Source organism: Azospirillum argentinense, from assembly GCF_000632475.1.
Taxonomy (GTDB): domain Bacteria; phylum Pseudomonadota; class Alphaproteobacteria; order Azospirillales; family Azospirillaceae; genus Azospirillum; species Azospirillum baldaniorum.
Genome location: NZ_CP007797.1, coordinates 594495 through 619594, shown reverse-complemented (window position 1 = coordinate 619594; position 25100 = coordinate 594495). Strand labels below are relative to the sequence as shown.

At 69.0% G+C, this 25100-nt stretch carries 17 protein-coding genes; 11 read left to right on the top strand and 6 right to left on the bottom strand.

Annotated elements, in window-relative coordinates:
• Positions 1-8: 8 nt before the first annotated feature.
• A complete protein-coding gene (locus tag ABAZ39_RS32075; protein WP_040138314.1) occupies positions 9-935 on the bottom strand; it encodes a PDR/VanB family oxidoreductase in 927 nt (308 codons plus the stop codon).
• Positions 936-1226: 291 nt separating this feature from the next.
• Here ABAZ39_RS32075 and ABAZ39_RS32070 point away from each other — a divergent pair, with 291 nt between their 5' ends.
• Positions 1227-2981: a thiamine pyrophosphate-dependent enzyme gene (locus ABAZ39_RS32070; protein ID WP_040138313.1), complete on the top strand. Its 1755-nt coding sequence runs from the start codon at positions 1227-1229 to the stop codon at positions 2979-2981.
• A gap of 30 nt (positions 2982-3011) precedes the next feature.
• Here the strand turns inward: ABAZ39_RS32070 and ABAZ39_RS32065 are convergent, their stop codons facing one another.
• Positions 3012-4139 (bottom strand): saccharopine dehydrogenase family protein, encoded by a 1128-nt coding sequence (locus ABAZ39_RS32065; RefSeq protein WP_040138312.1) that lies wholly within the window; start codon positions 4137-4139, stop codon positions 3012-3014.
• A 131-nt stretch (positions 4140-4270) separates the two neighbouring features.
• Between ABAZ39_RS32065 and ABAZ39_RS32060 the strand changes: the two genes are divergently transcribed.
• Positions 4271-4699, top strand: coding sequence for an Lrp/AsnC family transcriptional regulator (locus tag ABAZ39_RS32060; protein ID WP_040138311.1), 429 nt, complete (start codon positions 4271-4273; stop codon positions 4697-4699).
• Between the two features lie 170 nt (positions 4700-4869).
• The gene (locus ABAZ39_RS32055; RefSeq protein WP_040138310.1) at positions 4870-5253 is read left to right on the top strand and encodes a bleomycin resistance protein; all 384 of its coding nucleotides are present in this window, start codon (positions 4870-4872) and stop codon (positions 5251-5253) included.
• Between the two features lie 117 nt (positions 5254-5370).
• On the opposite strand, the gene ABAZ39_RS32050 is transcribed toward ABAZ39_RS32055, so the two are convergent.
• Both ABAZ39_RS32050 and ABAZ39_RS32045 read right to left on the bottom strand, forming a co-directional pair.
• Complete coding sequence (locus ABAZ39_RS32050) at positions 5371-7572, bottom strand: xanthine dehydrogenase family protein molybdopterin-binding subunit (RefSeq protein ID WP_051658812.1); 2202 nt, start codon at positions 7570-7572, stop codon at positions 5371-5373.
• Between the two features lie 3 nt (positions 7573-7575).
• On the bottom strand, positions 7576-8034 hold the full coding sequence (locus tag ABAZ39_RS32045; RefSeq protein WP_014199673.1) for a (2Fe-2S)-binding protein: 459 nt from the start codon (positions 8032-8034) through the stop codon (positions 7576-7578).
• Between the two features lie 277 nt (positions 8035-8311).
• Here ABAZ39_RS32045 and ABAZ39_RS32040 point away from each other — a divergent pair, with 277 nt between their 5' ends.
• The 5 genes from ABAZ39_RS32040 (at position 8312) to ABAZ39_RS32020 (ending at position 16958) form a co-directional block, all read left to right on the top strand.
• Complete coding sequence (locus ABAZ39_RS32040) at positions 8312-9205, top strand: LysR family transcriptional regulator (protein WP_040138309.1); 894 nt, start codon at positions 8312-8314, stop codon at positions 9203-9205.
• A 127-nt stretch (positions 9206-9332) separates the two neighbouring features.
• Positions 9333-11717, top strand: a complete 2385-nt coding sequence (locus ABAZ39_RS32035) for a bifunctional diguanylate cyclase/phosphodiesterase (protein ID WP_040138308.1) — start codon at positions 9333-9335, stop codon at positions 11715-11717.
• A gap of 87 nt (positions 11718-11804) precedes the next feature.
• Positions 11805-13196 carry an ABC transporter substrate-binding protein gene (locus tag ABAZ39_RS32030; protein ID WP_040138307.1) on the top strand — a complete coding sequence of 464 codons (1392 nt, stop codon included), beginning with the start codon at positions 11805-11807 and terminating at the stop codon, positions 13194-13196.
• Complete coding sequence (locus tag ABAZ39_RS32025) at positions 13193-15607, top strand: ATP-binding protein (RefSeq protein ID WP_051658811.1); 2415 nt, start codon at positions 13193-13195, stop codon at positions 15605-15607. The genes ABAZ39_RS32030 and ABAZ39_RS32025 overlap by 4 nt, the downstream gene beginning before the upstream one ends.
• Before the next feature lie 10 nt (positions 15608-15617).
• A complete protein-coding gene (locus ABAZ39_RS32020) occupies positions 15618-16958 on the top strand; it encodes a sigma-54-dependent transcriptional regulator (RefSeq protein ID WP_040138306.1) in 1341 nt (446 codons plus the stop codon).
• A 16-nt stretch (positions 16959-16974) separates the two neighbouring features.
• On the opposite strand, the gene ABAZ39_RS32015 is transcribed toward ABAZ39_RS32020, so the two are convergent.
• Positions 16975-18606, bottom strand: a complete 1632-nt coding sequence (locus ABAZ39_RS32015; RefSeq protein ID WP_040138305.1) for a bifunctional aspartate transaminase/aspartate 4-decarboxylase — start codon at positions 18604-18606, stop codon at positions 16975-16977.
• A 21-nt stretch (positions 18607-18627) separates the two neighbouring features.
• Positions 18628-20316: an aspartate-alanine antiporter gene (aspT, locus tag ABAZ39_RS32010; RefSeq protein WP_040138304.1), complete on the bottom strand. Its 1689-nt coding sequence runs from the start codon at positions 20314-20316 to the stop codon at positions 18628-18630.
• Positions 20317-20827: 511 nt separating this feature from the next.
• Between aspT and ABAZ39_RS32005 the strand changes: the two genes are divergently transcribed.
• The 3 genes from ABAZ39_RS32005 to ABAZ39_RS31995 all read left to right on the top strand — a co-directional run bounded on the left by ABAZ39_RS32005 (position 20828) and on the right by ABAZ39_RS31995 (position 25092).
• Positions 20828-22174, top strand: a complete 1347-nt coding sequence (locus ABAZ39_RS32005) for an ABC transporter substrate-binding protein (RefSeq protein ID WP_040138303.1) — start codon at positions 20828-20830, stop codon at positions 22172-22174.
• Positions 22175-22249: 75 nt separating this feature from the next.
• Complete coding sequence (locus ABAZ39_RS32000) at positions 22250-23962, top strand: ABC transporter permease (protein WP_035674852.1); 1713 nt, start codon at positions 22250-22252, stop codon at positions 23960-23962.
• Between the two features lie 14 nt (positions 23963-23976).
• Positions 23977-25092 carry an ABC transporter ATP-binding protein gene (locus ABAZ39_RS31995; RefSeq protein WP_040138302.1) on the top strand — a complete coding sequence of 372 codons (1116 nt, stop codon included), beginning with the start codon at positions 23977-23979 and terminating at the stop codon, positions 25090-25092.
• Positions 25093-25100: the final 8 nt, after the last annotated feature.

The following is a 25100-nucleotide window of genomic DNA, read 5'->3' as shown; positions in this document are numbered from 1 at the left end:
TGTTGTGGTTAAATGTCCAGAACCAGGCGTGCACTGCGGGCGCGCGACACGCAGATCATCATCGTCTTTCCGGCGTCGCGTTCGGCGTCGGACAGGACGCTGTCGCGATGGTCAGGCTCCCCCTCCAGCACCGCCGTCTCGCAAGTGCCGCAGATGCCCTGCTCGCACGACGAGGCGACGGAAACGCCCGCGGCGTCGAGCGCGTCCAGCACGCTCACCCCCTCCTTCACCGTGACGGTCACGCCGGAGCGGGCGCAGACGACCTCGAAGCGATCGTCCGGCGCCGCGTCACGCCCCGCATCCGCGCGCGGCGTGAACCATTCGAAGCGCACGTCCTGCGACGGCCGCGCCGCATCCGCGACCGCGTCCATCAAGCGCTGCGGGCCGCAGCAGTAGACGAGGGCATCGTCGGGCGTCGCCGCGAGCAGATCGGCCACCGCCAGCCGCCGGCCTTCGTCCGCGGCGTGGAGCACCACCTCGCCGTTGCCCAGTTCGCGAAGCTCGGCGAGGAACGGCGCCTCGGCGGCGCTGCGCACGCAGTAATGCAGGACCCAGTCGGCTCCCCGGCGCGACGCCGCGCGGATCATCGGCAGCAGAGGCGTGATGCCGATGCCCCCGGCGATGAACAGGGTGCGCGGGGCGGCGTCGAAGCGGAAGTTGTTGCGGGGCGGAGCGACGGTGACGGCGGTGCCGAGCCGCAATTCCCCATGGATGAAGCGCGATCCCCGCCCGCCCGGCAGATTCAAAACGGCGATCCGATAGGCGGAGCGATCCGCCGGGTCGCCGCACAACGAGTAGGAGCGCACCGCCCCGTCCGGCAGATGCACGTCGATGTGCGCGCCCGGCTCGTAGGGCGGCAGGTCCTCGCCGTTCGGGTCGCGAAGCTCCACCAGCAGCACTTGCGGTGTGACGCGCGCCATATGATGGACGCGCATCGACCGCGTCGTTGCCGCCGACCGCTGCGCATTCTCCGTTAGACCGGTTGTCGTCATTCTTTCGCCCGCCCGGGTGGTTGCTCCATCCTGCACTCCGGCCTGCCTTTGGACGCCTGGACTGAACGGGGCATCACTGGCATGCCAGATACATTAAGCGTCACTCTAAAACCTCAACTTAACTTGAGGTCAAGGGCTAAGAACGTCCCATTGTTCGGGGAACCGTCCCGGCTCCGCTCGGTTGCCGATGGATCGAGCGACTTCATCACGACCGTTTGCGACGGAGACTCCCTTATGGCGAGCACGGCTTCCGACATCCTGGTGGATGTTCTGGTGGATTGGGGTGTGGACACGATCTTCGGCATGCCCGGCGACGGCATCAATGGCATCGTCGAGGCGTTGCGCCGCCGCCAGGACGAGATCCGTTTCATCCAGGTCCGTCACGAGGAGGCGGCGGCCTTCGCCGCCTGCGGCTACGCCAAGTTCACCGGGCGGCTGGGCGTGTGCATCGCCACCTCCGGCCCCGGCGGGCTGCATCTGCTGAACGGCCTCTACGACGCCAAGCTCGACCACCAGCCGGTGCTGGCGATCACTGGGCTGCAATACCACGACCTCGTCGGCACCTACACTCAGCAGGATGTGGAACTGGACAAGGTGTTCCAGGACGTCGCGCTCTACAACCAGCGCATCATGGGGGCGGCGCACGTCCGCAACATCGCCAACCTCGCCTGCCGCACCGCGCTCGCCCACCGCGGCGTGTCGCACATCACCATCCCCGTCGATTTGCAGGAGCAGGCCATCGGCGCCGACATGCGGGCGCCGCGCAACGTGAAGGGCCACAACACCGCCCTGTTCGCCCCCCAGCTTCCCGTCCCGTCGGAGGCGCAGACCCGCCGCGCCGTGGAGGTCCTCGACGCCGGGAAGCGCATCGTCATCCTGGCCGGCCAGGGCGCGCTGAGGGCGACCGACCAGCTCGAAAGGCTGGCCGACAAGCTGGGGGCGGTGATCGTCAAGGCGCTGCTGGGCAAGGCCGCGGTGCCGGACGACAGCCCCTTCACGACGGGGCAGGTCGGGCTGCTCGGCACCGCCCCCTCGCAGGAGGCGCTGGAGACCTGCGACACGCTGCTGATCGCCGGCTCGACCTTCCCCTACATCGAGTATTACCCGAAGCCGGGGCAGGCCCGCGCCATCCAGATCGACATCGACGCGGCGCGCATCGGCCTGCGCTACCCGGTGGAAGCCGGGCTGGTCGGCGATTGCGGGCTGGCGCTGGACATCCTGACCGAGCGGGTGCGGCGGCACGAGGATCGCTCCTTCCTGAAGACGGCGCAGGCGGGCAAGGCGGAGTGGATGAAGCTGATGGAGGAGCGCGGCACCCGCCCTGACCTGCCGATGAAGCCGCAGGTCGTCGCGTGGGAGCTGGGAAAGCGCCTGTCCGACACGGCCATCGTCGTCTGCGACAGCGGCACCATCGCCACTTGGTGGGCGCGGCAAATTCCGGCGCGGCGCGGCCAGATGCACTCCCTGTCCGGCAACCTCGCCACCATGGCGCCGGGCGTCCCCTACGCCATCGCCGCCCAGCTCGCCCATCCCGGACGGCAGGTGATCGCCTATGTCGGGGACGGCGGCTTTTCCATGCTGATGGCCGACTTCGCCACGGCGGTGAAGTACAAGCTGCCGATCAAGGTCATCATCAACAACAACAATTCGCTCGGCCAGATCAAGTGGGAGCAGATCGCCATGCTCGGCAACCCCGAGTATGTCTGCGACCTCCAGCCCATCGACTTCGCCAAGGTGGCCGAGGCCTGCGGCGGCAAGGGCTTCACCGTCACCGACCCGAAGGACTGCGGCGCCATTCTGGACGCCGCCCTCGCCCATCCCGGACCGGTGGTGGTTGATTGCCTCGTCGACACCAACGAGCCGCCGATGCCGCCGAAGGTCCAGGCCAAGCAGGCGCTGCACTTCACCGAGGCGCTGGCCCGCGGCACCCCCGACGCCCTGAAGATCGCCGCCACCGTCTTCAAGGGCCGCGCCCGCGAGGTGATCTGAGGCGCGGCTCGGTTGGGAAGGGGCGCCCGCTCAGGCGGCGCGCCCCACCCCCTGCTGCGATCCCTGCTGGGGCGCCGCGTCGGTCATCGCGTAGTTGCGCCCAAAGCGGTTGGCGATGAAGTCGGCGTAGCGCACCTCCTCCTGCTTCACGAAGCCCCGCTGCGGCAGCGTGCCGTCGGACAGCAGGTCGAGCACGGCGCACATGCCCGACGCGGTGGTGATCTGGATGCCGTTGTAGAAGGTGCCGCCGATCTCCCGCCCATAGATCTTGTTGGCGTAGGTTTCCTGGAGCAGCCGGCCCCGCTTCGTCCCGGTCACCGTCACGAAGATCAGCACGACGTCCTGAAGGGTTGCCGGGATCGAATGCTCCAGGATGTCCTTCAGCAGCTCCCGCCGGCTGCCCAGCCGCAGGTCGTGCAGCAGCGCCTTCATCAGGTCGCGGTGCCCCGGATAGCGGACGGAGCGGTAATTGAGCGTCCGCACCTTCCCCGCCAGCGTCTCGCACAGCGTGCCGAGGCCGCCCGAGGTGTTGAACGCCTCGTACAGCACGCCGTCGAGGGAGAACTCCTCGCGCTCTTCCAGCGGCGGGACGGAGACGAGGCGGCCTTCGACGATGGCCTCGCAGGGCTCCAGATACTCGTTGATGACGCCCTCGGTGCTCCAGGTCAGGTTGTAGTTCAGGGCGTTGGACGGGTATTTCGGCAGGGCGCCGACGCGCATCCGCACCGTGTCCAGCGCGTCGAAGCGCGAGGCCACATCGTTGGCCACGATGGAGATGAAGCCCGGCGCCAGCCCGCATTGCGGAATGAAGGCCGAGCGCGCGCCGTCGGCCAGCTCCTTGACACGCCGCGTGCTCGCCACGTCCTCCGTCAGGTCGAGGTAATGGGTGCCGGCGTCCCGCGCCGCTTCCGCCACGCCGACCGTCAGGTGGTAGGGCAGTGCGCTCAGCACCGCGAACTTGCCGCGCATGGCCTCGGCGAGGTCGGCGGGATCGGCGGCGTCCACCACGCGCGTCTCCATCCGCGGGTGCGTCGGCAGCCGCTCCAGCGCCTCCGCCGAACGGTCGGCGACGGTGACCCGGTAATCGCCCGTGGCCTTCAGGAAGTCGCCGATGGTCTCGCCGATCTTGCCGCCGCCCATCAGAAGAATGTCGCGCATCGTCCCGTACCCCCGCTTCGTTGGTTTGCGTCGTTATGACGCAATCTTGACCGGACGGCCTGTCGATGTGCAGGGTACAGGGTGCCGAAACGCTTCAAACATGTCGGCAGATTGACGGAAAGGCCGGCGATATGATGGACGAGCTGGATCAGCATCTTCTCGACGCGCTTCAGGACAACGCTCGGGAGCCCACCGCCGCGCTGGCCCGCCGCCTGCGCGTGTCGCGCAGCACGGTGCAGAGCCGCATCCAGCGGCTGGAGGAGCGCGGGGTGATCGCCGGCTACACGGTGCGGCTGTCGGACGAGACGGCGCGCCGGATGATCCGCGCCCATGTCTCCATCAACCTGTCGCCCAAGCTGACCGCCGCCGTGGTCCAGGCGTTGAAGCGGATTCCCGAGGTGCGGGCGCTCCACGCCATCAGCGGCGCGCACGATCTGATCGCCGTGGTGCGGACCGGAACGATGGAGGAGATGGACGCGCTGATCGACCGCATCGGCGCCATCGACGGCATCGAGCGCACGACCTCGTCGATCATCATGGCGACGAAATTCGAGCGCTGAAAAAAGGGATGTTCGCATTTCGTGGTTGGAGAGCAAAAAAGGGCGCGAACACACTGCACCGCGCATTCGTCCGTTTCCGAGCCCCGTTGAGGTCGGCCCCCTCAGGCTTGTGCTTCGCCGCGCCTTTCCTGCATCGTGGGTTACGGTTGGCGACTGGGGATGAGAGCACGATGGCTGTTGAGTTCGAACGGGTAACGCCGATTTTGCCGGTCCGCGACGTGCGCGCCGCGCTCGCCCATTACCGGCGCCTTGGCTTCGAGGCGTCCGCCTACACTGATACGGATGAGGACCCCTTTTATGGCTTTCTTGCCTGGGGCGACGTGACCCTTCACTTGACGCGGGTTCCCAATCTGGAACCAGCACGCTCAACGGTGGCTTGCTATCTCTACGTCAACGACGCTGATGCATTGTATGCGGCGTGGCAGGCCGCCAAAGTCGATGGTCGTCTGACCGCCCCTGCCGACACGCCCTATGGCCTGCGCGAGTTTGCCCACATCGATCCGGACGGCAATCTGCTGCGGATCGGCGCGCCCATAACTCCGAACCCCACATAAGGTCGCAGCCGGGGCGCTGCTTCGCTGAGGGTCGGATCAACCGCGACATGCGAACAGCCAAAAAAAGAAGCCCCTCTCCCTGGACGGGAAGAGGGGCTGTTTTCAACGTGACGGAGCTTACACCATGCCCGAGCGGGTGAAGGGCAGGTGGTGCAGGCGCTTGCCGGTGGCGGCGAAGACCGCGTTGGCGACCGCCGGGGCGGCGGTCGGCACGCCGGGCTCGCCGACGCCGGTCGGACGGGCGGTGGAGGGGAGGATGTGCACCTCGACCGGCGGCATCTCCGAATTGCGGAGCGGCTGGTAGGTGTCGAAGTTGCTCTGGTCCACCAGCCCGCCGGTCAGCGTGATCTCATCGCGCAGCGCGTGACCGATGGCCCAGCCGGTGCCGCCGGAGATCTGCGCCTCGACGATGTTGGGGTTTACGACCTGCCCGCAATCCACCGCGCAGACCACGCGGTCGATGGTCACGCGGCCCTGCTCGTCCACCGAGACCTCCGCGACGTGGGCGACGAAGCTGCTGAAGCTCTCATGCACGGCGATGCCGCGGCCCTTGCCCTTGGGCAGCGGCTGGCCCCAGCCGGCCTTCTCCGCCGCCAGCTTCAGCACGCCCTGGAGGCGCGGGTGGTCCTTCAGCATCTCCAGCCGGAAGGCCACCGGGTCCTTGCCCGCCGCCGCGGCCAGCTCGTCGATCATCACCTCCTTGGCGTAGGCGGTGTGGGTGTGGCCGACCGAGCGCCACCACAGCGTGGTGACCGGGGACTTCGGCGACTGCAGATCGACGTACAGGTTCGGCACGGCGTAGGCCATGTCCGAGGACCCCTCGACCGAGGTCGCGTCCACGCCGTTCTTGACCATCACGGCTTCGAACGGGGTGCCCTCCATGAAGCTCTGCCCGACAATCTTCTGCCGCCATGCCACCAGCTTGCCGGAGGCGTCGAGGCCGGCCTTCACCTTGTGCAGGAACAGCGGGCGGTAGCGGCCGCCGTGGATGTCGTCCTCGCGCGTCCACACCAGATGGACCGGAGCCTTGCCATAGGCTTTGGCGATGGACACCGCCTCGGCGATGTAGTCGGCGTCGGTCGTGGCGCGGCGGCCGAAGCTGCCGCCGGCCCAGACGGTGTTGATGGCCACCTGCTCCGGCTTGCAGCCCAGCATGGCGGCGACGACCTTCTGCTCGACCCCCTGGAACTGCGAGCCGGCCCAGATGGTGCAGCCGCCGTCCGGGTTCAGCTCCACGGTCGCGTTCAGCGGCTCCATCGGGGCGTGGGCGAGGTAGGGGAAGACGAACTCCGCCTCCATCACCTTGGCGGCGCCGGCCAGCGCCTTCGCCGCGTCGCCGGTGTCGGTGGCCACGTTGCCCGGCTGGTCGGCCAGCTTGCGGTAGTCGGCGAGCATCTCCTCGGTGCCGCGCATCTCCGCCTTGGCGTCGTCCCACTCCACCGTCAGCGCCTCGCGGCCCTTCATGGCGGCCCAGGTGTTTTTGGCGACGACCGCGACGCCCCTCGGCACGGTCAGCACGTCCAGGACGCCCGGCACCTGCTTCGCCGCGGCGGCGTCCACCGACTTCACCGTGCCACCGAAGCGGGGGGAGCGGGCCATCACCGCCGTCACCTGGCCGGGGCGGCGGATGTCCATGGCGAAGATCGCCGTGCCGTCGGTCTTGGACACATGGTCCAGCCGGTGCAGCGACGGGTTGCCGATGAGTTTGTAGTCCTTGGCGTCCTTCAGCGCGACGTTCTGCGGGACGGGCAGCTTCGCCGCGTCCTCCGCCAGCTCGCCGAAGCGGGCGCTGCGGTTGGAGGCGGCGTGGCGGACAACGCCCTGTTCCACCGTGACGGACGAGGCCGGGACCGACCAGCGCGCCGCGGCGGTGGCGACCAGCATGGCGCGGGCGGCGGCGCCGGCCATGCGCAGCTCGTCCCAGCTGTTGGCGACGGCGGTGGAGCCGCCGGTGCCCTGGATACCGAAGAAGTGGTTGGCGTAGAGCGCGCCGTCCGCCGGGGCGAAGGCGCCGCGCATCTGCGCCCAGTCGGCGTCAAGCTCCTCCGCGACGATGGTGGTCAGGCCGGTCATGATGCCCTGGCCCTTGTCCAGATGCTTGACCAGCACGGTGACCGTGTCGTCGGCGGCGATGCGGATGAAGGCCTGCGGCCGCGGGTCCGCCGGGCCGACGACCTTGGGGGCGGCGGCCTCGCTGGCGAATCCCGTCCGGGGCAGCATGGCGCCGAGAACCAGGGCGCCGCCGGCCCCCTTGAGGAAGCCGCGGCGCGAGGGCGCGGCGACGTCCGCCGCCGCCTGCTTGATGAGCTGGTTCAGCATGGCTCAGGCCCCCATCGCCTTGGCGGCGTCCTTGATGGCCGCGCGGATGCGCGGGTAGGTGGCACAGCGGCAGACGTTGCCGTCCATCGCCGCGTCGATGTCGTCGTCCGTGGGGTTGCGGTTGTCGGTCAGCAGCGCCACGGCGCTCATGATCTGGCCGGACTGGCAGTAGCCGCACTGCACCACGTCCAGCTTCTGCCAAGCGGCCTGGACGGCCTGGGCGACCGTGCCGGACACGCCCTCGATCGTGGTGATCTTCGTGCCAGCGGCGGATTCCGCCGGGGTCTGGCAGGCGCGGATCGGCGTGCCGTCCATATGGACGGTGCAGGCGCCGCACTGGGCGATGCCGCAGCCGAACTTGGTGCCGGTCAGGTTCAATTCGTCCCGCAGGACCCACAGAAGCGGCATGTCGCCGGGCACGTCGACGTCCCGGTCCTGCCCGTTGATGTTCAAACGAATCATCGGATGATCCCTGTCTCTCGACTCTGCCTGTCGGGTATTATGATGCGGGCCTTCGGCGGGCAATTCCTGCGTGAATCCCAGCTTCGAAAAGACCGTGTGCAGTGTGGTCCCGTTCGGCGGGCGTGGCAAACATCCCAGTGTGGGAGTTGGTCTTCCGCGGAAGCGCCGGCCCTATCCGTTCGTTCGGCCCGCAAACGTGACCACGATCATCCTAACCGCTTCGCTGCGAGCCGAATAGCCGGTACAATCCGCTTGAGCTTATGAATTTGGTGCATGAATGAACCGGAACGACCTCAGCGATCTGGCGGCCTTCGCCGTCGTGGCGGAGGAGGGGAGCTTCACGCGGGCGGCGGCCCGGCTGGGGATGTCCCAATCCGCGCTCAGCCACGCCATGAAGGCGCTGGAGGACCGGCTGGGCCTGCGTTTGCTGGCCCGTACCACCCGCAGCGTGTCCACGACGGAAGCCGGGCAGCGGTTGCTCCGCACCCTGCGGCCGGCGCTGGACGACATCGCCGCCGGGCTGGCGGCGGTGGGGGAACTGCGCGAGAAGCCCGCCGGCACGCTGCGCATCACCACCGGCAAGCACGCCGCCGTCCGGGTGCTGTGGCCCGTGCTGTCGCGCTTCCTGACCGACTATCCGGAGGTGCAGGTGGAACTGTCCATCGACAGCAGCCTGACCGACATCGTGGCCAGCCGCTTCGACGCCGGGGTCCGGCTGGGCGAGCAGCTCGAAAAGGACATGATCGCGGTGCGCATCGGCCCGGACATCCGGGCGGCCATCGTCGGCGCGCCCTCCTACTTCGCGCAGCGTCCGGTGCCCTGCGCCCCGCAGGATCTGGCCGGGCACGACTGCATCAACTACCGCTTCACCACGTCCGGCGCCGTCTATGTCTGGGAGTTCGAGGAGGACGGCCACCCGGTGAACGTCCGGGTGTCGGGATCGCTGGTCTCCAACGACATGGACGTCATCATGGCCGCCGTCCTGGACGGGCGGGGGCTGGCCTACATCTTCGAGGACGAGGTGGCGGAGCATGTCGCCGCCGGGCGGCTGGTCCGCGTGCTGGACGACTGGTGCACACCGTTTCCCGGCTATTACCTCTACTACCCCAGCCGCCGGCAGATCCCCCCGGCCCTGGCCGCGCTGGTCGACGCGCTGCGCTACCGACTGTAGCAACCGTGCAACTTACGCATGCCGATTCCGCGCTCCGGACGGATCCGAAAAAGGATTATTAACGTACCAAAAGATTAAGGTAATCGGATCAAGCGGCGTCGAGCCGCCGGAACGGGATGAACGCCGGATGATGCGTGTGTATGCCTGCATAACCCAGCAACACGATCTGTGGCTCGTGCTGCTGGCGGGGGCGGTCTGTGGATTCGGTGCCTGGGTGTCCCTGAACCTTGCCCGCCGCGCCGCGGCGGCGGTGGGAAGGGCGCGCTGGGGGTGGCTGGCCGGTGCCGCGACGGCGACCGGCGGCGGCGTGTGGGCGACCCATTTCATCGCCATGCTGGCCTTCCAGACGAGCCTGCCCACGGGCTACGACATCGGCCTGACGGTCCTGTCGAGCCTGATCGCCATCGGCGGCGCCGCGGTGGGCATCCGCCACGCCATCGGCGGCGGGCGGCTGGCCGCCCCGCTGGGCGGGGCCATCGCCGGGGCCGCGGCGACCGCCATGCATTTCACCGGCATGGCGGCGCTCCAGGTGCCGGCCAACCTGCATTACGACCCGGCGTACGTCGCGGTGTCGCTGGGCCTGGGCGTCCTGCTCGCCGGGGCGGGCTTCACCGCCGCCCTGCGGATCGGATCGCTGAAGGGGCTGGCGGCGGGGGCGGCCCTGCTGGCGCTGGGCATTTGCGGGCTGCATTTCACCGGCATGGCCGGCGTCACGCTGATCCCCGACCCGCTGCACGACATGTCAGACCAGATCATGGAACCGGGCCTGCTGGCGGTCGCCATCGCAGTGACGGCCACGGTGGTGATGGCGCTTGGCCTCGCCGGGGCCATCATGGACCAACGGCTGGCCGCGCGCACGGCGCACGAGGCGGACCGTCTGCGCGCCAGCGAGGAACGGTTCCGCCAGCTTGCCGACGCCACGACGGAAGGCATCGTGATCCACCGCGACGGCGTGGTCCTCGACGTCAACCGCGCCATGGCGGAGCTGCTGGGCAAGCCGCAGGTCGATTTCATCGGCCAGTCCATGCTGCGCTTCGTGGTGCAGAACCGCCGCTCCGACATCGAGCGCAAGCTGACCCATCCGACCTCCGAGCGGGTCGAACTGGACCTGTTGCACGACGACGGCACGCTGGTGATGGTCGAGGCGCACGGGCAGGACATCACGCACGAGGGCCGTCCGGCCCGCGTCGTCGCCGTCCGCGACATCCGCGAGCGCAAGCGGGCGGAGGAGCGCATCCGCCATATGGCCAACCATGACCTGCTGACCGGCCTGCCCAACCGCTCCCTGTTCCTCGACCGGCTGAACGGCGCGCTGACCAGCGCGGGGCGGGCGCGCACCGGGGTGGCGGTGCTCTATCTGGATCTCGACCGCTTCAAGGCGGTGAACGACCTGCTGGGCCACCCGGCGGGCGACCGGCTGCTGCAGGAGATGGCGCGCCGCATGCTGGAGGCGGTGCCCAGCCACGACACGGTGGCGCGGCTGAGCGGCGACGAGTTCGCCGTGCTGCACCGCATCGCCCAGCCGGGCGAGGCTCTGGCCCTGGCCGACCGGCTGGTCAAGACGCTGGGCCTGCCCGCCGAGCTGGACGGCCAGCGCATGGTGGTCGGGGCGAGCGTCGGCATCGCCCTGTTCCCGCAGGACGGCAGCGGGGCCGAAGCGCTGCTCCAGCACGCCGACACCGCCCTTTACCGTGCCAAATCGGAGGGGCGGAACACCTTCCGCTTCTTCGAGGCGGAAATGGACGAGCGTCTGCAGGCCCGCCGCGGCCTGGAGCGCGATCTGCGCCAAGCGCTGAGCGACGGCGCGCTCAGCGTCCATTACCAGCCGCTGGAGGATTGCCGGACCCACCGCGTCCTGGGATTCGAGGCGCTGGTGCGCTGGAAGCACCCGGAGCGCGGCATGATCCCGCCGTCGGAGTTCGTGCCGCTGGCCGAGGAAAGCGGGCTGGTCATGCAGCTCGGCGAATTCGTGCTGCGCACCGCCTGCCGGGACGCCCGGAACTGGCCCGATCCGGTCAAGGTGGCGGTGAACCTGTCGCCGGTCCAGTTCCGCCATTCCGACCTCCCGGCCACCATCCTCGGCATCCTGGAGGAGGAGGGGATGGCGCCGCACCGGCTGGAGATCGAGGTGACCGAGGGGGTGATGATCGACGACACCGAGCGCGCCCTGGCGGCGCTGAGCGCCCTGAAGGCCGCCGGGGTGCGCATTGCCCTGGACGATTTCGGCACCGGCTATTCCAGCCTCAGCTACCTGCAGAAATTCACCTTCGACAAGCTGAAGATCGACCGCTCCTTCGTCCAGCTGATGGCGGAGAACCGCGAGTCCCTGTCGATCATCCGCACCATCCTGGCGCTTGCCAAGAGCCTGGACATCGCCGTCACGGCGGAGGGCGTGGAGACGGAGGAGCAGCGGACCCTGCTGAAGAACGAGTCCTGCAACCAGCTCCAGGGCTATCTGATCGGGCGTCCGGTCCCGGCGTCGGAGCTGGTGCGCTTCTACGAGCCGGCGTGAGGCCGGGCCGGCCGCCCCCACGGCACGGGGCGATGTGACGGAACCGTTGGACAAACAGACGAAGGCCGCCGCACAGTGGCGCCCGCCATGACCGGATTGCGTGCCTTCGCCGGGCGTCTCATCGCCGCACTTCTGTTGCTTCCCGTCCTGCCGCCGGAGAGCGCGGCCGGGCGGGAGACCCGCACCGCCGTCACGGTGCTGACCTCCTTTCCCGCGGGCTTCTACGAGCCGGTGCGCGAGGCCTTCGAGGCGGCGCACCCGGACTGGCGCCTGCGCATCGTCAACACCAAGACCACCGCCGCGATCAGCCAGTTGCAGGAGCGGAGCGACGATGGGGTGGACGTCTTCTGGGCATCCGCCCCCGACGCCTTCGAGGTGCTGAAGGCGGCCAAGCGCCTGCAGCCGCTCACCGCCCGCCCGACGGGGGCGCCGCCGACCGTGGGAAACCAGCCGATCAACGATCCGGACGGCGCCTATCTCGGCTTCGCGCTGTCGGGCTACGGGCTGCTGTGGAACCAGCGCTATCTGGATCGGCACGGCCTGCCGGCGCCCAGGCGGTGGGAGGATCTCCGCCGCCCCGTCTACGCCCGGCATCTCGGCATCACCGCGCCGTCGCGGTCGGGCACCATGCATCTGATGGTCGAAACCGTGTTGCAGATGCAGGGGTGGGAGCGCGGCTGGGCGACGTGGCTGGAGATCGCCGGCAACCTCGCCACCGTGACGGCGCGCAGCTACGGCGTGGTGGACGGCGTCGCCAAGGGGCGCTTCGGCGTCGGGCTGAGCATTGATTTCCTCGGACAGTCCGCCGGGTCGGAGGAGGAGGACCTGCGCTTCGCCTATCCCGCCGACAGCCTGTTCCTTCCCGCCAGCGTGGCGCTGCTGCGCGGTGCGCCGAACCCGGAGGGGGCCGGGGCCTTCATCGATTTCCTGCTGTCGCCGGCCGGTCAGACGCTGCTGGTTCGCCCGGACATCCAGCGGCTGCCGGTGCGGCCCGATGCCTACGCGGCGGCCCCCGCCGGCTATCCCGACCCCTACCGGACGGAGACCGGGGACGACCTGTTCCTGTTCGACCGCGCTCTGTCCGGTGCCCGCTACGAGCTGGTGAACCTGCTGTTCGACGAGTTGGTGACCTTCCGGGTCAAGACGCTGAACCGGGTCTGGCAGCTGATCCACGAGGGGGAGGCGCGCCTCTCCGCCCTCTATGGTGCCGCCGCCCACGAGCCGGTGGCGGCCGACCTGCTGCGCGCCGCGCGGGCGGCGGCCACCGCCGTCCCGGTCTCCACCGCGGAGGCCGCCGACCCCGCCTTTTCCATGGCGCTGCGCCGGCCGGCGCGCGGGCTTCCCGTGTCCAGCCGGCAGGCGGAGCTGGAAGCCGCGTGGCGGGCCTTCTCCCAACAGCGGCTGGACGAGGCGCTGGCCCTGGCGGAGCGCGCGCTGATCATCCTGCGTGTGGCCAGCGGCGAAGGGGTCTGGCCGTGAGCGCGGAGGCCGTCGCCGGGCAGCCCGCCGGCCCCGTGCGGTTCGGCATCCGGGCGCGGCTGCTGCTGGCCTTCGTCGCGGTGGCGGCGCTGTCGGTGGTCGCCTGCGGGCTGGGCTGGCTGTCCTACGACCGGCTGGGCGGCACGCTCGACGAATTCGCGGAGAACCATCTGCCCGCCCTGGGCCTTGCCGCGCGCTTGGCGGAGGAGGGCGGCAGCATCATCGCCACCGCGCCGATCCTCGCCAACGCCCAGACGGAGCAGGAGCTGGGGGCCATCCGCGACGCGCTGGGCCGCCGGCTCGCCGCGCTTCGCGCGCTGGCGGCGGAGGGGGAGCGCGGCGTTCCCGGGCTGCGCCCGCTGGTGGACGCCCTCGGCCACAACCTGACCGACCTCGACGCCACCGTGCGGCACCGGCTGGCGCTGGCCCGCCGCAACCAGGAGGGCATCGAGCGGCTGCGCTGGCTGCACGCCGATTTCCTCGACGAGATCGAGCCGCTGGTCACCGACGCCCGCTTCAACATCCAGAGCGCGCTGGACCTCGTCGAGGCCGGCACCCGCTCCGCCGAGGCGGTCCGCGTCCTGCGCGCGGAAAGCCGGCGCAGCGAGGCGGTGCTTCAGATCGGCGCGAACGGCAACCTCGCGGTCGGGCTGATCGCGCGGGCCGCGACGCTCGCCACCACCGAGGCGCTGGACGACAACGCGGGGTTCCTGGAGGAGACGGCCGACCGGCTGCAGCGCGACCTCGCCACCCTGGCGGACTGGGCGGATGGCGTGTCGCTGGCGCAGCTGGTCTCCCGCCTGCTGGAGCTGGCCCGCGGCGAGGGCAGCGTCCCGGAGCTGCGCCGCGCGGAGCTGGCCGCGGCCGACCAGGGGCAGGGCCTGCTGGCCGAGAACCGGACCCTGGTGGCCCGGCTGAACGGCCTGATCGCACAGCAGGTGCAATCGGTGGAAACCACCTCGCGCGCCGCCGCGGCGCGGTCGGCCCAGGCCATCGCCGAGGGACGGTCGGCCCTGCTGGCGAGCGCCCTGGTCAGCCTGTTGGTGGCGGTGCTGGTGGCTTGGCTGTACGTCAACCGCAGCATCATCTCCCGCCTGACGCGGCTGGGCAGCGCGGCGCACGAGATCGCCGCCGGCAACCTGAAGGCGGACATCCCGCTGGGCGGCAACGACGAGCTGTCGCAGATGGCCGCGGCGCTTCTGGTCTTCCGCGACACCGCCATCGCGGTGGAGGAGGCCAACGCCCAGGCCATCATCGACAACGCCCAGGCCGGGCTGGCGACCACCGATGCCGACGGGGTGATCGAGTTCGTCAACCCGCTGGCCGCCGCCCTGATCGCCGCGCCGGAGGGCGGGGCGGATGGGCGTCTGGCGGACCGGCTGGACCCCGCCGGCGCGCGGCGCGTGGAGGATTTCTTCCGCGAGGCCCGCGCGGCGCCGGACGAGGCGGCGCCGTCCCTCTCCATCCTGACCGCCGGGCGGCGGCCGAACGGCCGTCCGGTGCCGGTCCAAGTGGGTATCCGCCCCTTCCGGCGGCGCCAGCAGCAGCGCTTCATCGTCACCCTGACGGACATGACGGAGCGGGTGGAGGCGCAGCAGCTTCTGGAGCGCACGGTGGCGGAGCGCACCGCCGACCTGCGCACCACCAACGCGCGGCTGGAGCGGTCCATCGCCGAGCACCAGCGCGCCGAGCGCGACCTGCGCGACACCCAGGCGGAGCTGGTGCAGGCCGGCAAGCTGGCGGCGCTGGGCCAGCTCGCCGCCGGGGTGGGGCACGAGCTGAACCAGCCGCTGTCGGCCATCCGCTCCTACGCCCACAACGGGCGCAAGCTGATCGCGCTCGGGCGGGTCGCGGAGGCGGAGGGCAACCTCGGCAAGATCGCCGACCTGACCGCCCGCATGGCCAACATCACCAACCATCTGAAGCGCTTCGCCCGCCGCCCCGACACCCGGCTGGGCGCGGTCGAGCTGGCGCCGGTGGCGCAGGGCGCGCTCTCCCTGTTCGGCGACCGGCTGCGCGAGGAGGCGGTGGAGCTGGTGGTGGAGCTGCCGGAAGACGGCGAGCCGTTGCGCGTCCGCGCCGAGGAGGTGCGGCTGGAGCAGGTGCTGGTCAACCTACTGAGCAACGCGCTGGACGCCGTGGCCGGCGCCCCCCAGCGCCGCGTCGCCATCGCCGCGGAGGCGGCGGACGACACCGTCCGCATTATGGTGCGCGACAGCGGTCCCGGCATCCCCGACGCGGTGGCCGGGCAGGTCTTCGACCCCTTCTTCACGACCAAGCCGGTGGGCGCCGGGCTGGGTCTCGGCCTCTCGATCTCCTACAACATCGTGCGGGACTTCGGCGGTGCCCTGTCGGTGGCCGAGAGCGGCCCCGGCGGAACCGCCTTCCTGCTGACCCTGACCCGTGCCTGAGCGACATCGCATGACCGTTCTTCTGATCGACGACGACCACGAGGTGCTGGACGCCAGCCGCCAGACGCTGGAGCTGGAAGGCTTCGCGGTGGAGGCGACGACCCGGCCCGAAGACGCCCTGGATCGGCTCGGCCCGTCCTGGCGGGGCGTGGTGGTGACCGACGTGCGCATGCCCGGACTGGACGGCTTCGCCCTGCTGGAGCGGGTGCGCGCCGCCGACCCGGAGGTGCCGGTGGTGCTGGTGACGGGGCACGGCGACATCGCCATGGCGATGCGCGCGGTGCGCGGCGGCGCCTACGACTTCATCGAGAAGCCGGCCGAGCCCAGCCATCTGGTGGAGGTGGTGCGCCGCGCCCTGGAGCACCGGCGGCTGGTGCTGGAGAACCGCAGCCTGCGGGCGCAGCTGGCCGGCGGCGGTTCGTTGGAGGCGCGCATCATCGGCCGGTCGGCCGCCATCGAGCGGCTGCGCACCGCCGTGGCCGGGCTGGCCGACGCGGAGGTGGACGTCCTGCTGTTCGGCGAGACCGGAACCGGCAAGGAGCTGATCGCCCGCAGCCTGCACGACGCCGGGCGGCGGCGGGCCGGCAACTTCGTCGCCCTGAACTGCGGCGCTCTGCCCGACACCATCATCGAGAGCGAGCTGTTCGGCCACGAGCCCGGCGCCTTCACCGGCGCCCAGGGGCGGCGCATCGGCAAGCTGGAGCACGCTGACAGCGGTACGCTGTTCCTCGACGAGATCGAGAGCATGCCGATGCATCTCCAGGTCAAGCTGCTGCGCGTGCTGCAGGAGCGGGTGATCGAGCGGGTCGGCGGCAACCGGCCGATCCCGCTGGACCTGCGCGTGGTCGCCGCCACCAAGGTCGATCTGCTGCGGCAGGCCGGGGAGGGCAAGTTCCGCGAGGATTTGTACTACCGCCTCAACGTGGTCACCGTGCCGCTCCCGCCCCTGCGCGAGCGGCGGGAGGACGTGCCGCTGCTGCTGCGCCATTTCCTCGACGCCGCCGCGGCCCGCGCCCGCCGTCCGGCGCCGCCGGTGGACGCGGCGGCGCTGGCCCGTCTGGCCGCCCACGGCTGGCCGGGCAACGTCCGCGAGTTGCGCAACGTCGCCGAGCGCATGGCTCTGGGCTTTGGTGACGGTCTGGCGGGCGGACCGGTGACCGGAGCGGGCGGCGGGATCGAGCCCTTGGCCGAGCAGATGGACCGCATCGAAAAGCAACTCGTCGAGGACGCGCTGGCCCGCTGCGGCGGGCGGGTCGGCGAGACGGCGGACAAGCTGGGCATCACCCGCAAGACCCTGTACCTGAAGATGCGCCACCACGGTCTTCACCGCGGCGACTTCACCGAGGAATGAAAGCGGGCGGGGGCGGTCAGTTGGGCTTCGTCTTGCCGTCCGGTGTCTTCCCGTTCTGCCGTTGCCTTTTGAACTCCTCGTAGGACTGGTCGGCCATTTCGCGCAGCGAGTGCCCGATCGCCGCGTACTCGTACTCGTTCAGATTGGCCAGCGAGACGCGGGCGGCCGGTTGCAGGGTCCCGAAGCCCTTGCCCGGCAGCAGGACGATGCCGGTTTCCGCGGCGATGCGGAACAGCAGATCGTTCGGAACGAAGTTCGCCTTCACCCAGGCCGCGTAGTCCGGGCCGTAGAGCTTCAGCGCGATGTCCTCCAGATCGAGGAGCGTGTAGTAGTCCACCGCGTTCGGGTCGGACTGCGTTGGCAGGCCCAGCTCGCGGTACAGGGCGGCCTCGCGCCGGCGGATGACCTTTTTCAGCTCGGCCTTGTAGCCGTCCTGCTCGTCCATCAGGGCGAACAGCGAGAACAGCACCATCTGCACCTGCTGCGGCGTGGACAGCCCGGCGGTGTGGTTCAGCGCCACGGTGCGGCTGTCGGCGACCAGCCGGTCGATGAAGCGCAGGGCGCGCGCGTCCGGCACCAGCGAGCCGTAGCGGCGGTCGAGCGCCGCCTTGCGCTCCTCCGGCAGGCCGGCGATCCGCTGGTCGCAGACGTTTGTCTTGTGGGTGGCGATCACGCCCAGCCGCCACCCCGTCGCCCCGAAATACTTCGAGAAGGAATAGACCAGCATGGTGTTTTCGGGGCAGACGGCGAACAGCGACCGGAAATCGTCGGCGAAGGTGCCGTAGACATCGTCCGTCAGGATGATCAGGTCCTTCCGCTCGGTCTTCACGATGGCGGCGATGCGGTCGAGACTGCGGTCGTCCATCTTGACCGAGGGCGGGTTGCTGGGGTTGACACAGAAGAACACCTTGATCGCCGGGTCCTTCAGCTTGTCCAGCTCGGCGTCCGGGTACTGCCAGCCCTTGGCCGGGTCGGCGTTGATGGCGACCTCCGTCAACCCGTATTCGTCGAGTTCCGGAATCTCGATGTAAGGGGTGAAGACCGGCAGGCCGATGGCGACCTTGTCGCCCCGCTCGACCAGCCCGTTCTGCTTCATCGAATTGAAGATGTAGGTCATCGCCGCGGTGCCGCCCTCGACCGCGAACAGATCGACGCTGCCGGGCGGCAGGAAACCCCCGACCATCTCCTTCACCAGATAGTGCCGGACGACGTCCTCGCTGATCGTCAGCATGCGCGGCGGCACCGGGTAGTTCGCCCCCAGCACCCCTTCCACCATCTCGTGCAGGAAGCCGGAGCCCGACAGGCCGAGCTGGTCGCGCACATAGCTCAGCGCACGGCCGAGAAACACGACTCCCTCCTGGTCGCGGTGCTCCGAAACGTAGCGTTCGAACCGGCCCTCGATGCCCTCGATCCGCGGCAGGCCGCCGACGCCGTTCGGCATGTAGGAGAAGGACAGCTCGGCCTCGGCGACGGCGAACAGGCCCAGCCGGAAGAAGGCCCGACGCGGCAGGGTCGCCAGGAAGTTCGGGTTGCCGCGCCCCGCGTTGAGCATCAGCCGGTTTTCGCGGCCGGAGGCGAGCTTGATCAGTTCGTCCTTCAGTTCGAAGGGACTGAGCTTCGCGTATCGGCTGTAATCGACAGAGTCCATCAGGGGATCTCCTCGCATGGATTACACGAAGGCCACCACCAGCGGCCCCAGCAGGGTCAGGAAGACGTTCGCCAGCGCGTAGGTGATGGCGAAGGGAACGGTCGGGATGGAGTTGCCCGCCTTGTCGAGCACCTCGCCGAAGGCGGGGTTGGCGCTCCGCGATCCGGCGAGCGCGCCGGCGAAGATGGCCGCGTTGTCGTAGCCCAGCAGGTACCGCCCGACGAACAGGGTGATGATCATCGGCACCAGCGTCACGACCACGCCGACCAGGAAGATGCTCAGCCCGCTTTCGATCACGGTGCTGACGGCCTGCCGGCCCGATTGCAGGCCGACCACGGCGACGAAGCCGGCCAGACCCAGGTCGCGCAGCAGCGTGGAGGCCGGCGTCGGCATGTTGCCGATGGCGAGGTTGCGGGTGCGGTACCAGCCGAACAGCAGACCGGCCAGCAGGGCGCCGCCGCCGCTGCCCAGCGTCAGCGGGATGTCGCCGATGCGGATGACGGCGAGGCCGACGAGCAGGCCCAGCGCCAGACCCAACCCGTGATAGATGAAGTCGGTCTTGTTGCTCGCGATGACCTCCGTCCCCACCGACGTGGCGACGCGCTGCACGTCCTCGGCGGTGCCGTAGAGCGTGACGACGTCGCCGGCCTCGATCACCGTGTCGGGGGCGATCGGCAGCGGCCGGTCGCTCCGCTTGAGGCCGGTCACATAGACGCCGTGGTACAGGTTGGCGGAGGACAGCTTGCGGATTTCGGCGACGGTTCGGTGCACGAAGGCGGGGTTGGTGATGGCGACGTCGCGCACCAGCATGATGAGGTCCATGCCCTGCGAGGACTGAAGCTCCGGGCCGAGCGTGTCGGCGAGGCCGACCACCCCGGACCGCCTCCCGACCAGCAGCGCGACGTCCCCGGCCTCCAGCCGCAGGTCCGGCTGCAACCCGATCAGCGCGTTGTTGCGCTTCACCCGTTCCACGCTGACCGGACCGTCGGTGGAGTCCGCCTCGATCTGCGCCACCGTCCGTCCCGCCGCCCGCTCGATGCGGTAGAGGCGCCCGACCAGGGGCGGCATGGCGTATTCCTCGCCCCGCGCCAGGAAATGGGCGCCGGCCAGCATCGCGGTTTCCGCCTTGATGGCGTCGTCGCGGATGCCGCGCTTCATGATCCAGGGCAGCAGGTTGACGCAGACCAGGATGGCGCCGAACGACCCGAAGATGTAGGTGACGGCGTAGCCGACCGCGACGTTGCCCTGGAGGCGCTGCACCTCCTCCGCTGGCAGCCCGAGCTTGCCGATGGCGGAACTGGCGGTGCCGATGATTGCCGACTGGGTCAGCCCGCCGGACGCGATGCCCGCCGCCAAGCCTTTGTCGAGACCGGTCAAGCGGGCCATGATCACGACGGTGACCAGACCGCTGATTGCGAGAACCGCCGCCAGGACGATTTCGCGGATCGACTGCCGGCCGAGCGATTGAAAGAACTTCGGTCCGCTTTCAAAGCCGACCGCGTAAATGAACAAAGCAAACAGAACCGCTTTGACGCCGTTGTCGACCGATACGCCAATCTGGCTGATCACCACGGCGACCAGCAATGATCCGGCGACACCGCCAAGCTGAAATTTACCGAATTGAAATTTGCCGATCCAATAGCCGCCGGCCAGGGAGAGAAATAACGCGATTTCCGGGGATTGATTGACGATCGAATGAAGCCATGACATGGCGATTCCTTCAAAAGTTCATTTTGCGCGCGCATCGTTGATCGGAGAGAGCGTCAAGTGAAATAGCAATCATGATCGGCGGTCAAGGCGCGCAAATCCGCTCTATAAATGACAATATTTTTGGGAATACGATTGTGTTTTAAATGGACTGGTATATTATATTGTGTTTTGTCAGCGTCTTGCGGGGTTTTTGCGATTTGTTTTTATTTTAAATACTCTATTCTATCACCGATGCACCGCACGAACCCATTCAAGGAGAGTATGAATACTTTGAAAGGCGGTAACGCTTTCGGCCGCGGCATTATCTTCTTTGTGGCCGGGCGGAGCGGATGTCCGATGCGCCCCGTGGGGACGAGAGTCTGGAATGTTCCCGCCGTTACCCATCACAGCCGCCCGATGTTACCGGCTTTACCCATTCTCCGAGCGCCACCCCAGTGAATTCGCCTGCGAACGGTCTGGCACGCGGATTGCTGAAAGAGCGCGCAGAAAAACACTGGGAGGAACCATACCTATGTCTCGCACGCTGCACGGCGTCGCGGCCGCCCTGGCCGTCCTGCTCGCTTCCAGCACCGCCGCCTTCGCCCAGGACCCGTCGGGCAAGCTGGTCGTCGTCACCTCCTTCCCGAAGGACCTGACCAGCGCCTTCCAGCAGGCCTTCCAGAAGGCTTATCCGAAGGTCACGCTGGAGGTTCTGAACCGCAACACCAACGCGGGCGTGAAGTATCTCCAGGAAACGGCGTCGAACAACGGCACCGACCTGTTCTGGGCCTCCGCCCCCGACGCCTTCGAGGTTCTGAAGGGCGCCAACCTGCTGCAGGCCTACAAGCCGAAGGTCGAGGGCATCCCGGAGAAGGTCGGCGCCTACCCGATCAACGATCCCGAGGGCATGTACGCCGGCTTCGCCGCCTCGGGCTACGGCATCATGTGGAACAGCCGCTACATGAAGGCGAACGAGCTGCCGGCCCCCAAGGAATGGTCGGACCTCGCCAAGCCTGTCTATTACGACCACGTCGCCATCTCCGCCCCATCGCGCTCCGGCACCACGCACCTGACCATCGAGACCATTCTCCAGGGCGAGGGCTGGGAGAAGGGCTGGCGGACCAACAAGGAGATCGCCGGCAACTACCGCACCATCACCGAGCGCAGCTTCGGCGTGCCGGACGGCGTGAACTCCGGCAGCTTCGGCATCGGCATCGTGATCGATTTCTTCGCGCTGTCGTCCCAGGCCTCGGGCTTCCCGGTGGAGTTCGCCTATCCGACGGTTACCACCATCGTGCCGGCCAACATCGGCATCGTGAAGAACGCCCCCAACAAGGCCGCCGCCGAGACCTTCGTCGACTTCATCCTGTCGCCCCAGGGCCAGGAGGTCCTGCTGCAGCCGGCCATCCGCCGCCTGCCGGTCAACCCGGCGACCTACGCCAAGGCCCCGGCCGACTACCCCAACCCGTTCAAGGACACCTCGCTGGGCTCGCAGGTGAACTTCGACGTCGAGGTGTCGCAGGCCCGCTACAACGTGGTGGACGCGCTGTTCGACCAGCTCATCACCTTCCAGCTCGACGGGCTGAAGGCGGCGACCCGCGCCATCCATCAGGCCGACGCCGCGCTGGCCAAGAAGCCCAACGACAAGGCCAAGGCGCTGCTGGCCGAGGCGCGCGATCTCGTCGCCGCCATGCCGGTGACCGCCCAGGAGGCCGCCGACCCGCAGCTCTCCGGCGCCTTCACGGTGGAGCGCAAGAGCGCCACCGACGCCGTGCCGGAGCGTCAGGCCCAGGTCGAGCAGAAGTGGGCCGCCTTCGCCAAGGACAACTACGCCGCCGCCCGCAAGAAGGCCGAAGAGGCCCTGGCGCTGGCCCGCTGACCCGAGCGTGACGGGAGGGGCGCCCCGCGCGGGCGCCCCGCCTCGCCTTCTCCCCCGATACCATTGGGCTGAACCATGACGTCTCTTGCGCTCACGCGCGAAAGCATCGCGCGCGTGCGGCCGGGGCCGGCGGTGGCGGCTGTGCTGATCGCGCTGTTCCTGCTGCTGTTCCTCGTCGTGCCGGTCGTCCAGGTCATCTTCGTCGCCTTCCAGGACAAGACGACCGGGTCCTTCACCCTGATCAACTTCGCCGACTTCTTCCGGAACGACCTGTTCATGCGGTCGTTCTGGAACTCCTTCTACGTCTCCGCCATGTCGGTGGTGGTGGCGAGCGCGCTGGCCCTGCCGTTGGCCTATCTGACGACGCGCTTCGAGTTCCGCGGCGCCGTGCTGATCCAGAGCCTGGGCATCATCCCGCTGATCATGCCGCCCTTCATCGGCGCGGTGGCGATGCAGCTCCTGTTCGGGCGCAACGGCACGGTCAACCTGCTGCTGCGCGACCATTTCGGCATCTCCATCCCGTTCATGGAGGGGCTGAACGGCGTCATCTTCGTGCAGAGCATCCACTATTTCCCGTTCATCCTCATCAACCTGTCGGCCAGCCTGAAGAACATCGACCGGGCGATGGAGGAATCGGCGCAGAACCTCGGCTGCCACGGCTTCCGGCTGTTCCGCCGCATCGTCTTCCCGCTGGCCATGCCGGGCTACGTCGCCGGCGCGTCGCTGGTCTTCATCAAGGTGTTCGACGACCTCGGCACGCCGCTGCTGCTCAACGTCAACGACATGCTGGCGCCGCAGGCCTACCTGCGCATCTCCTCCATCGGCATCGCCGACCCGATGGGCTACGTGATCTCGGTGGTGCTGATCGTCTGCTCGCTGCTCGCCCTCTGGGTGTCGGCGCTGGCGATGAAGGGCAAGGACTACGCGACCGTCCAGCGCGGCGGCGGCGGTCTGGCGCGGCGGCGCATGAAGCCGCTGGAGCTGGTGGCGGCCTACGCGGTCGTGCTGCTGATCCTGGTGCTGGTGCTGGCGCCGCACATCGGCCTGACCCTGCTGTCCTTCGCGACGATCTGGTCCTTCAGCCCGTTCCCCGACGCCTTCACGATGAAGCATTACGGGACCGTCTTCCTGGAGAGCGGCCAGTACATCACCAATACGCTGCTCTACGCCTCGCTGGCGGCATTGCTCGACGTGGTGATCGGCACGGCCATCGCCTATCTGGTGCTGCGCAGCAAGCTGCCGGGCCGGCAATGGCTGGACTACATCGCCATGGCGGCGCTGGCGGTGCCGGGCGTGGTGCTGGGCATCGGCTATCTGCGCAGCTTCTACGACGTGCCCATGCCCTTCACCGGTCAGCCGCTGTCCGGCTTCTGGCTGATCCTGGTCTTCGCGCTGGCGATCCGCCGCCTGCCCTATGCGCTGCGCGCCTGCACCGCGGCCCTGCAGCAGGTCAGCAACTCGCTGGAGGAGGCGGCCGAGAATCTGGGCGCCACCAAGCTGCGCACCATCAGCCGGGTGGTCGTGCCGCTGATGTCCGGCGGCATCCTGGCCGGGTTCGTCACCAGCTTCGCCACCGCGGCGGTCGAGCTGTCGGCGACCATCATGCTGGTCCATTCGCAGAGCGACGCGCCGCTGGCCTACGGCCTCTACGTCTACATGCAGTCGGCGGCCGGGCGCGGTCCGGGGGCGGCGCTGGGCGTCTTCGCCGTCGTCATCGTCGGGCTGGGCACCTACCTGTCGCACGTCATCATCGAGCGGGGCCGGCGCGAGCGCGGCCAGGACCATTGAGGGGAACCGCCACCATGAACCATCAATTCTCCCCCACCTCCCTGGCCGCCGGGATGGAGAGCGTCGGCGTCCGCATCGACGGCGTGGACCTGTCCTACGGCAGCCACCGCGTGCTGAAGGACATTCATCTCGACATCAGGCCGGGCGAGTTCTTCGCCTTCCTCGGCCCGTCGGGCTGCGGCAAGACCACGCTGCTGCGGCTGATCGCCGGCTTCAACACGGCGCAGCGCGGGGCGGTGACGATCGGCGGGCGCGACATCTCGGGCCTGCCGGCGCACAAGCGCGACGTCGGCATGGTGTTCCAGAGCTACGCGCTGTGGCCGCACATGACGGTGCGCCGCAACGTCGCCTTCGGGCTGGAGGAGCGGCGCGTGCCGCGCGCGGAGATCGAGCGGCGGGTGGACGCGGCGCTCGACCTCGTCGGGCTGAAGCATCTGGCCGACCGCCGGCCGTCGCAGCTCTCCGGCGGCCAGCAGCAGCGCGTCGCGCTTGCCCGCACCATCGTGATCGAGCCGAAGGTGCTGCTGCTGGACGAGCCGCTGTCGAACCTGGACGCCAAGCTGCGCGTGCAGATGCGCCAGGAACTGCTGAGCCTGCAGCGCAAGCTGGGGCTGACCACCATCTTCGTCACCCACGACCAGGAGGAGGCCAACACCATCTGCGACCGCATCGCGGTGATGGAGGACGGCATCGTCCAGCAGGTCGGCACCCCGCAGGAGCTGTACGACCACCCGGCCAACCTGTTCGTCGCCGGCTTCCTCGGCACCGCCAACGTGCTGGAAGGGCAGGTGCGCGCCGTTGACGGCGGGACGGCCTTCGTCATGGGCGGCGGCGTGCCGATCCCGCTGCCGCACGGCGTGGAGCCGGGGGCCGAGGGCAAGCTGATGTTCCGCCCGCAGAACCTCTTTATCCGCCAGGACGGCGGGCCGCCGCGCGCCGGCCATGTCCGGCTGATGGGCGTGGTGCGGCACCGCGAGTTCCTGGGCGCCTCGATCCGCTACGCGGTGGACATCGGGGGGCAGCAGGTGCAGGTTGACGCCCCGCACCAGGCCGGCGACGCGCTGCTGCCGACCGACACCCCGATCACCCTCGACCTCGCGGCCGACAAGGCCCGCTTCCTGCGCCGATAGGAGTCGCA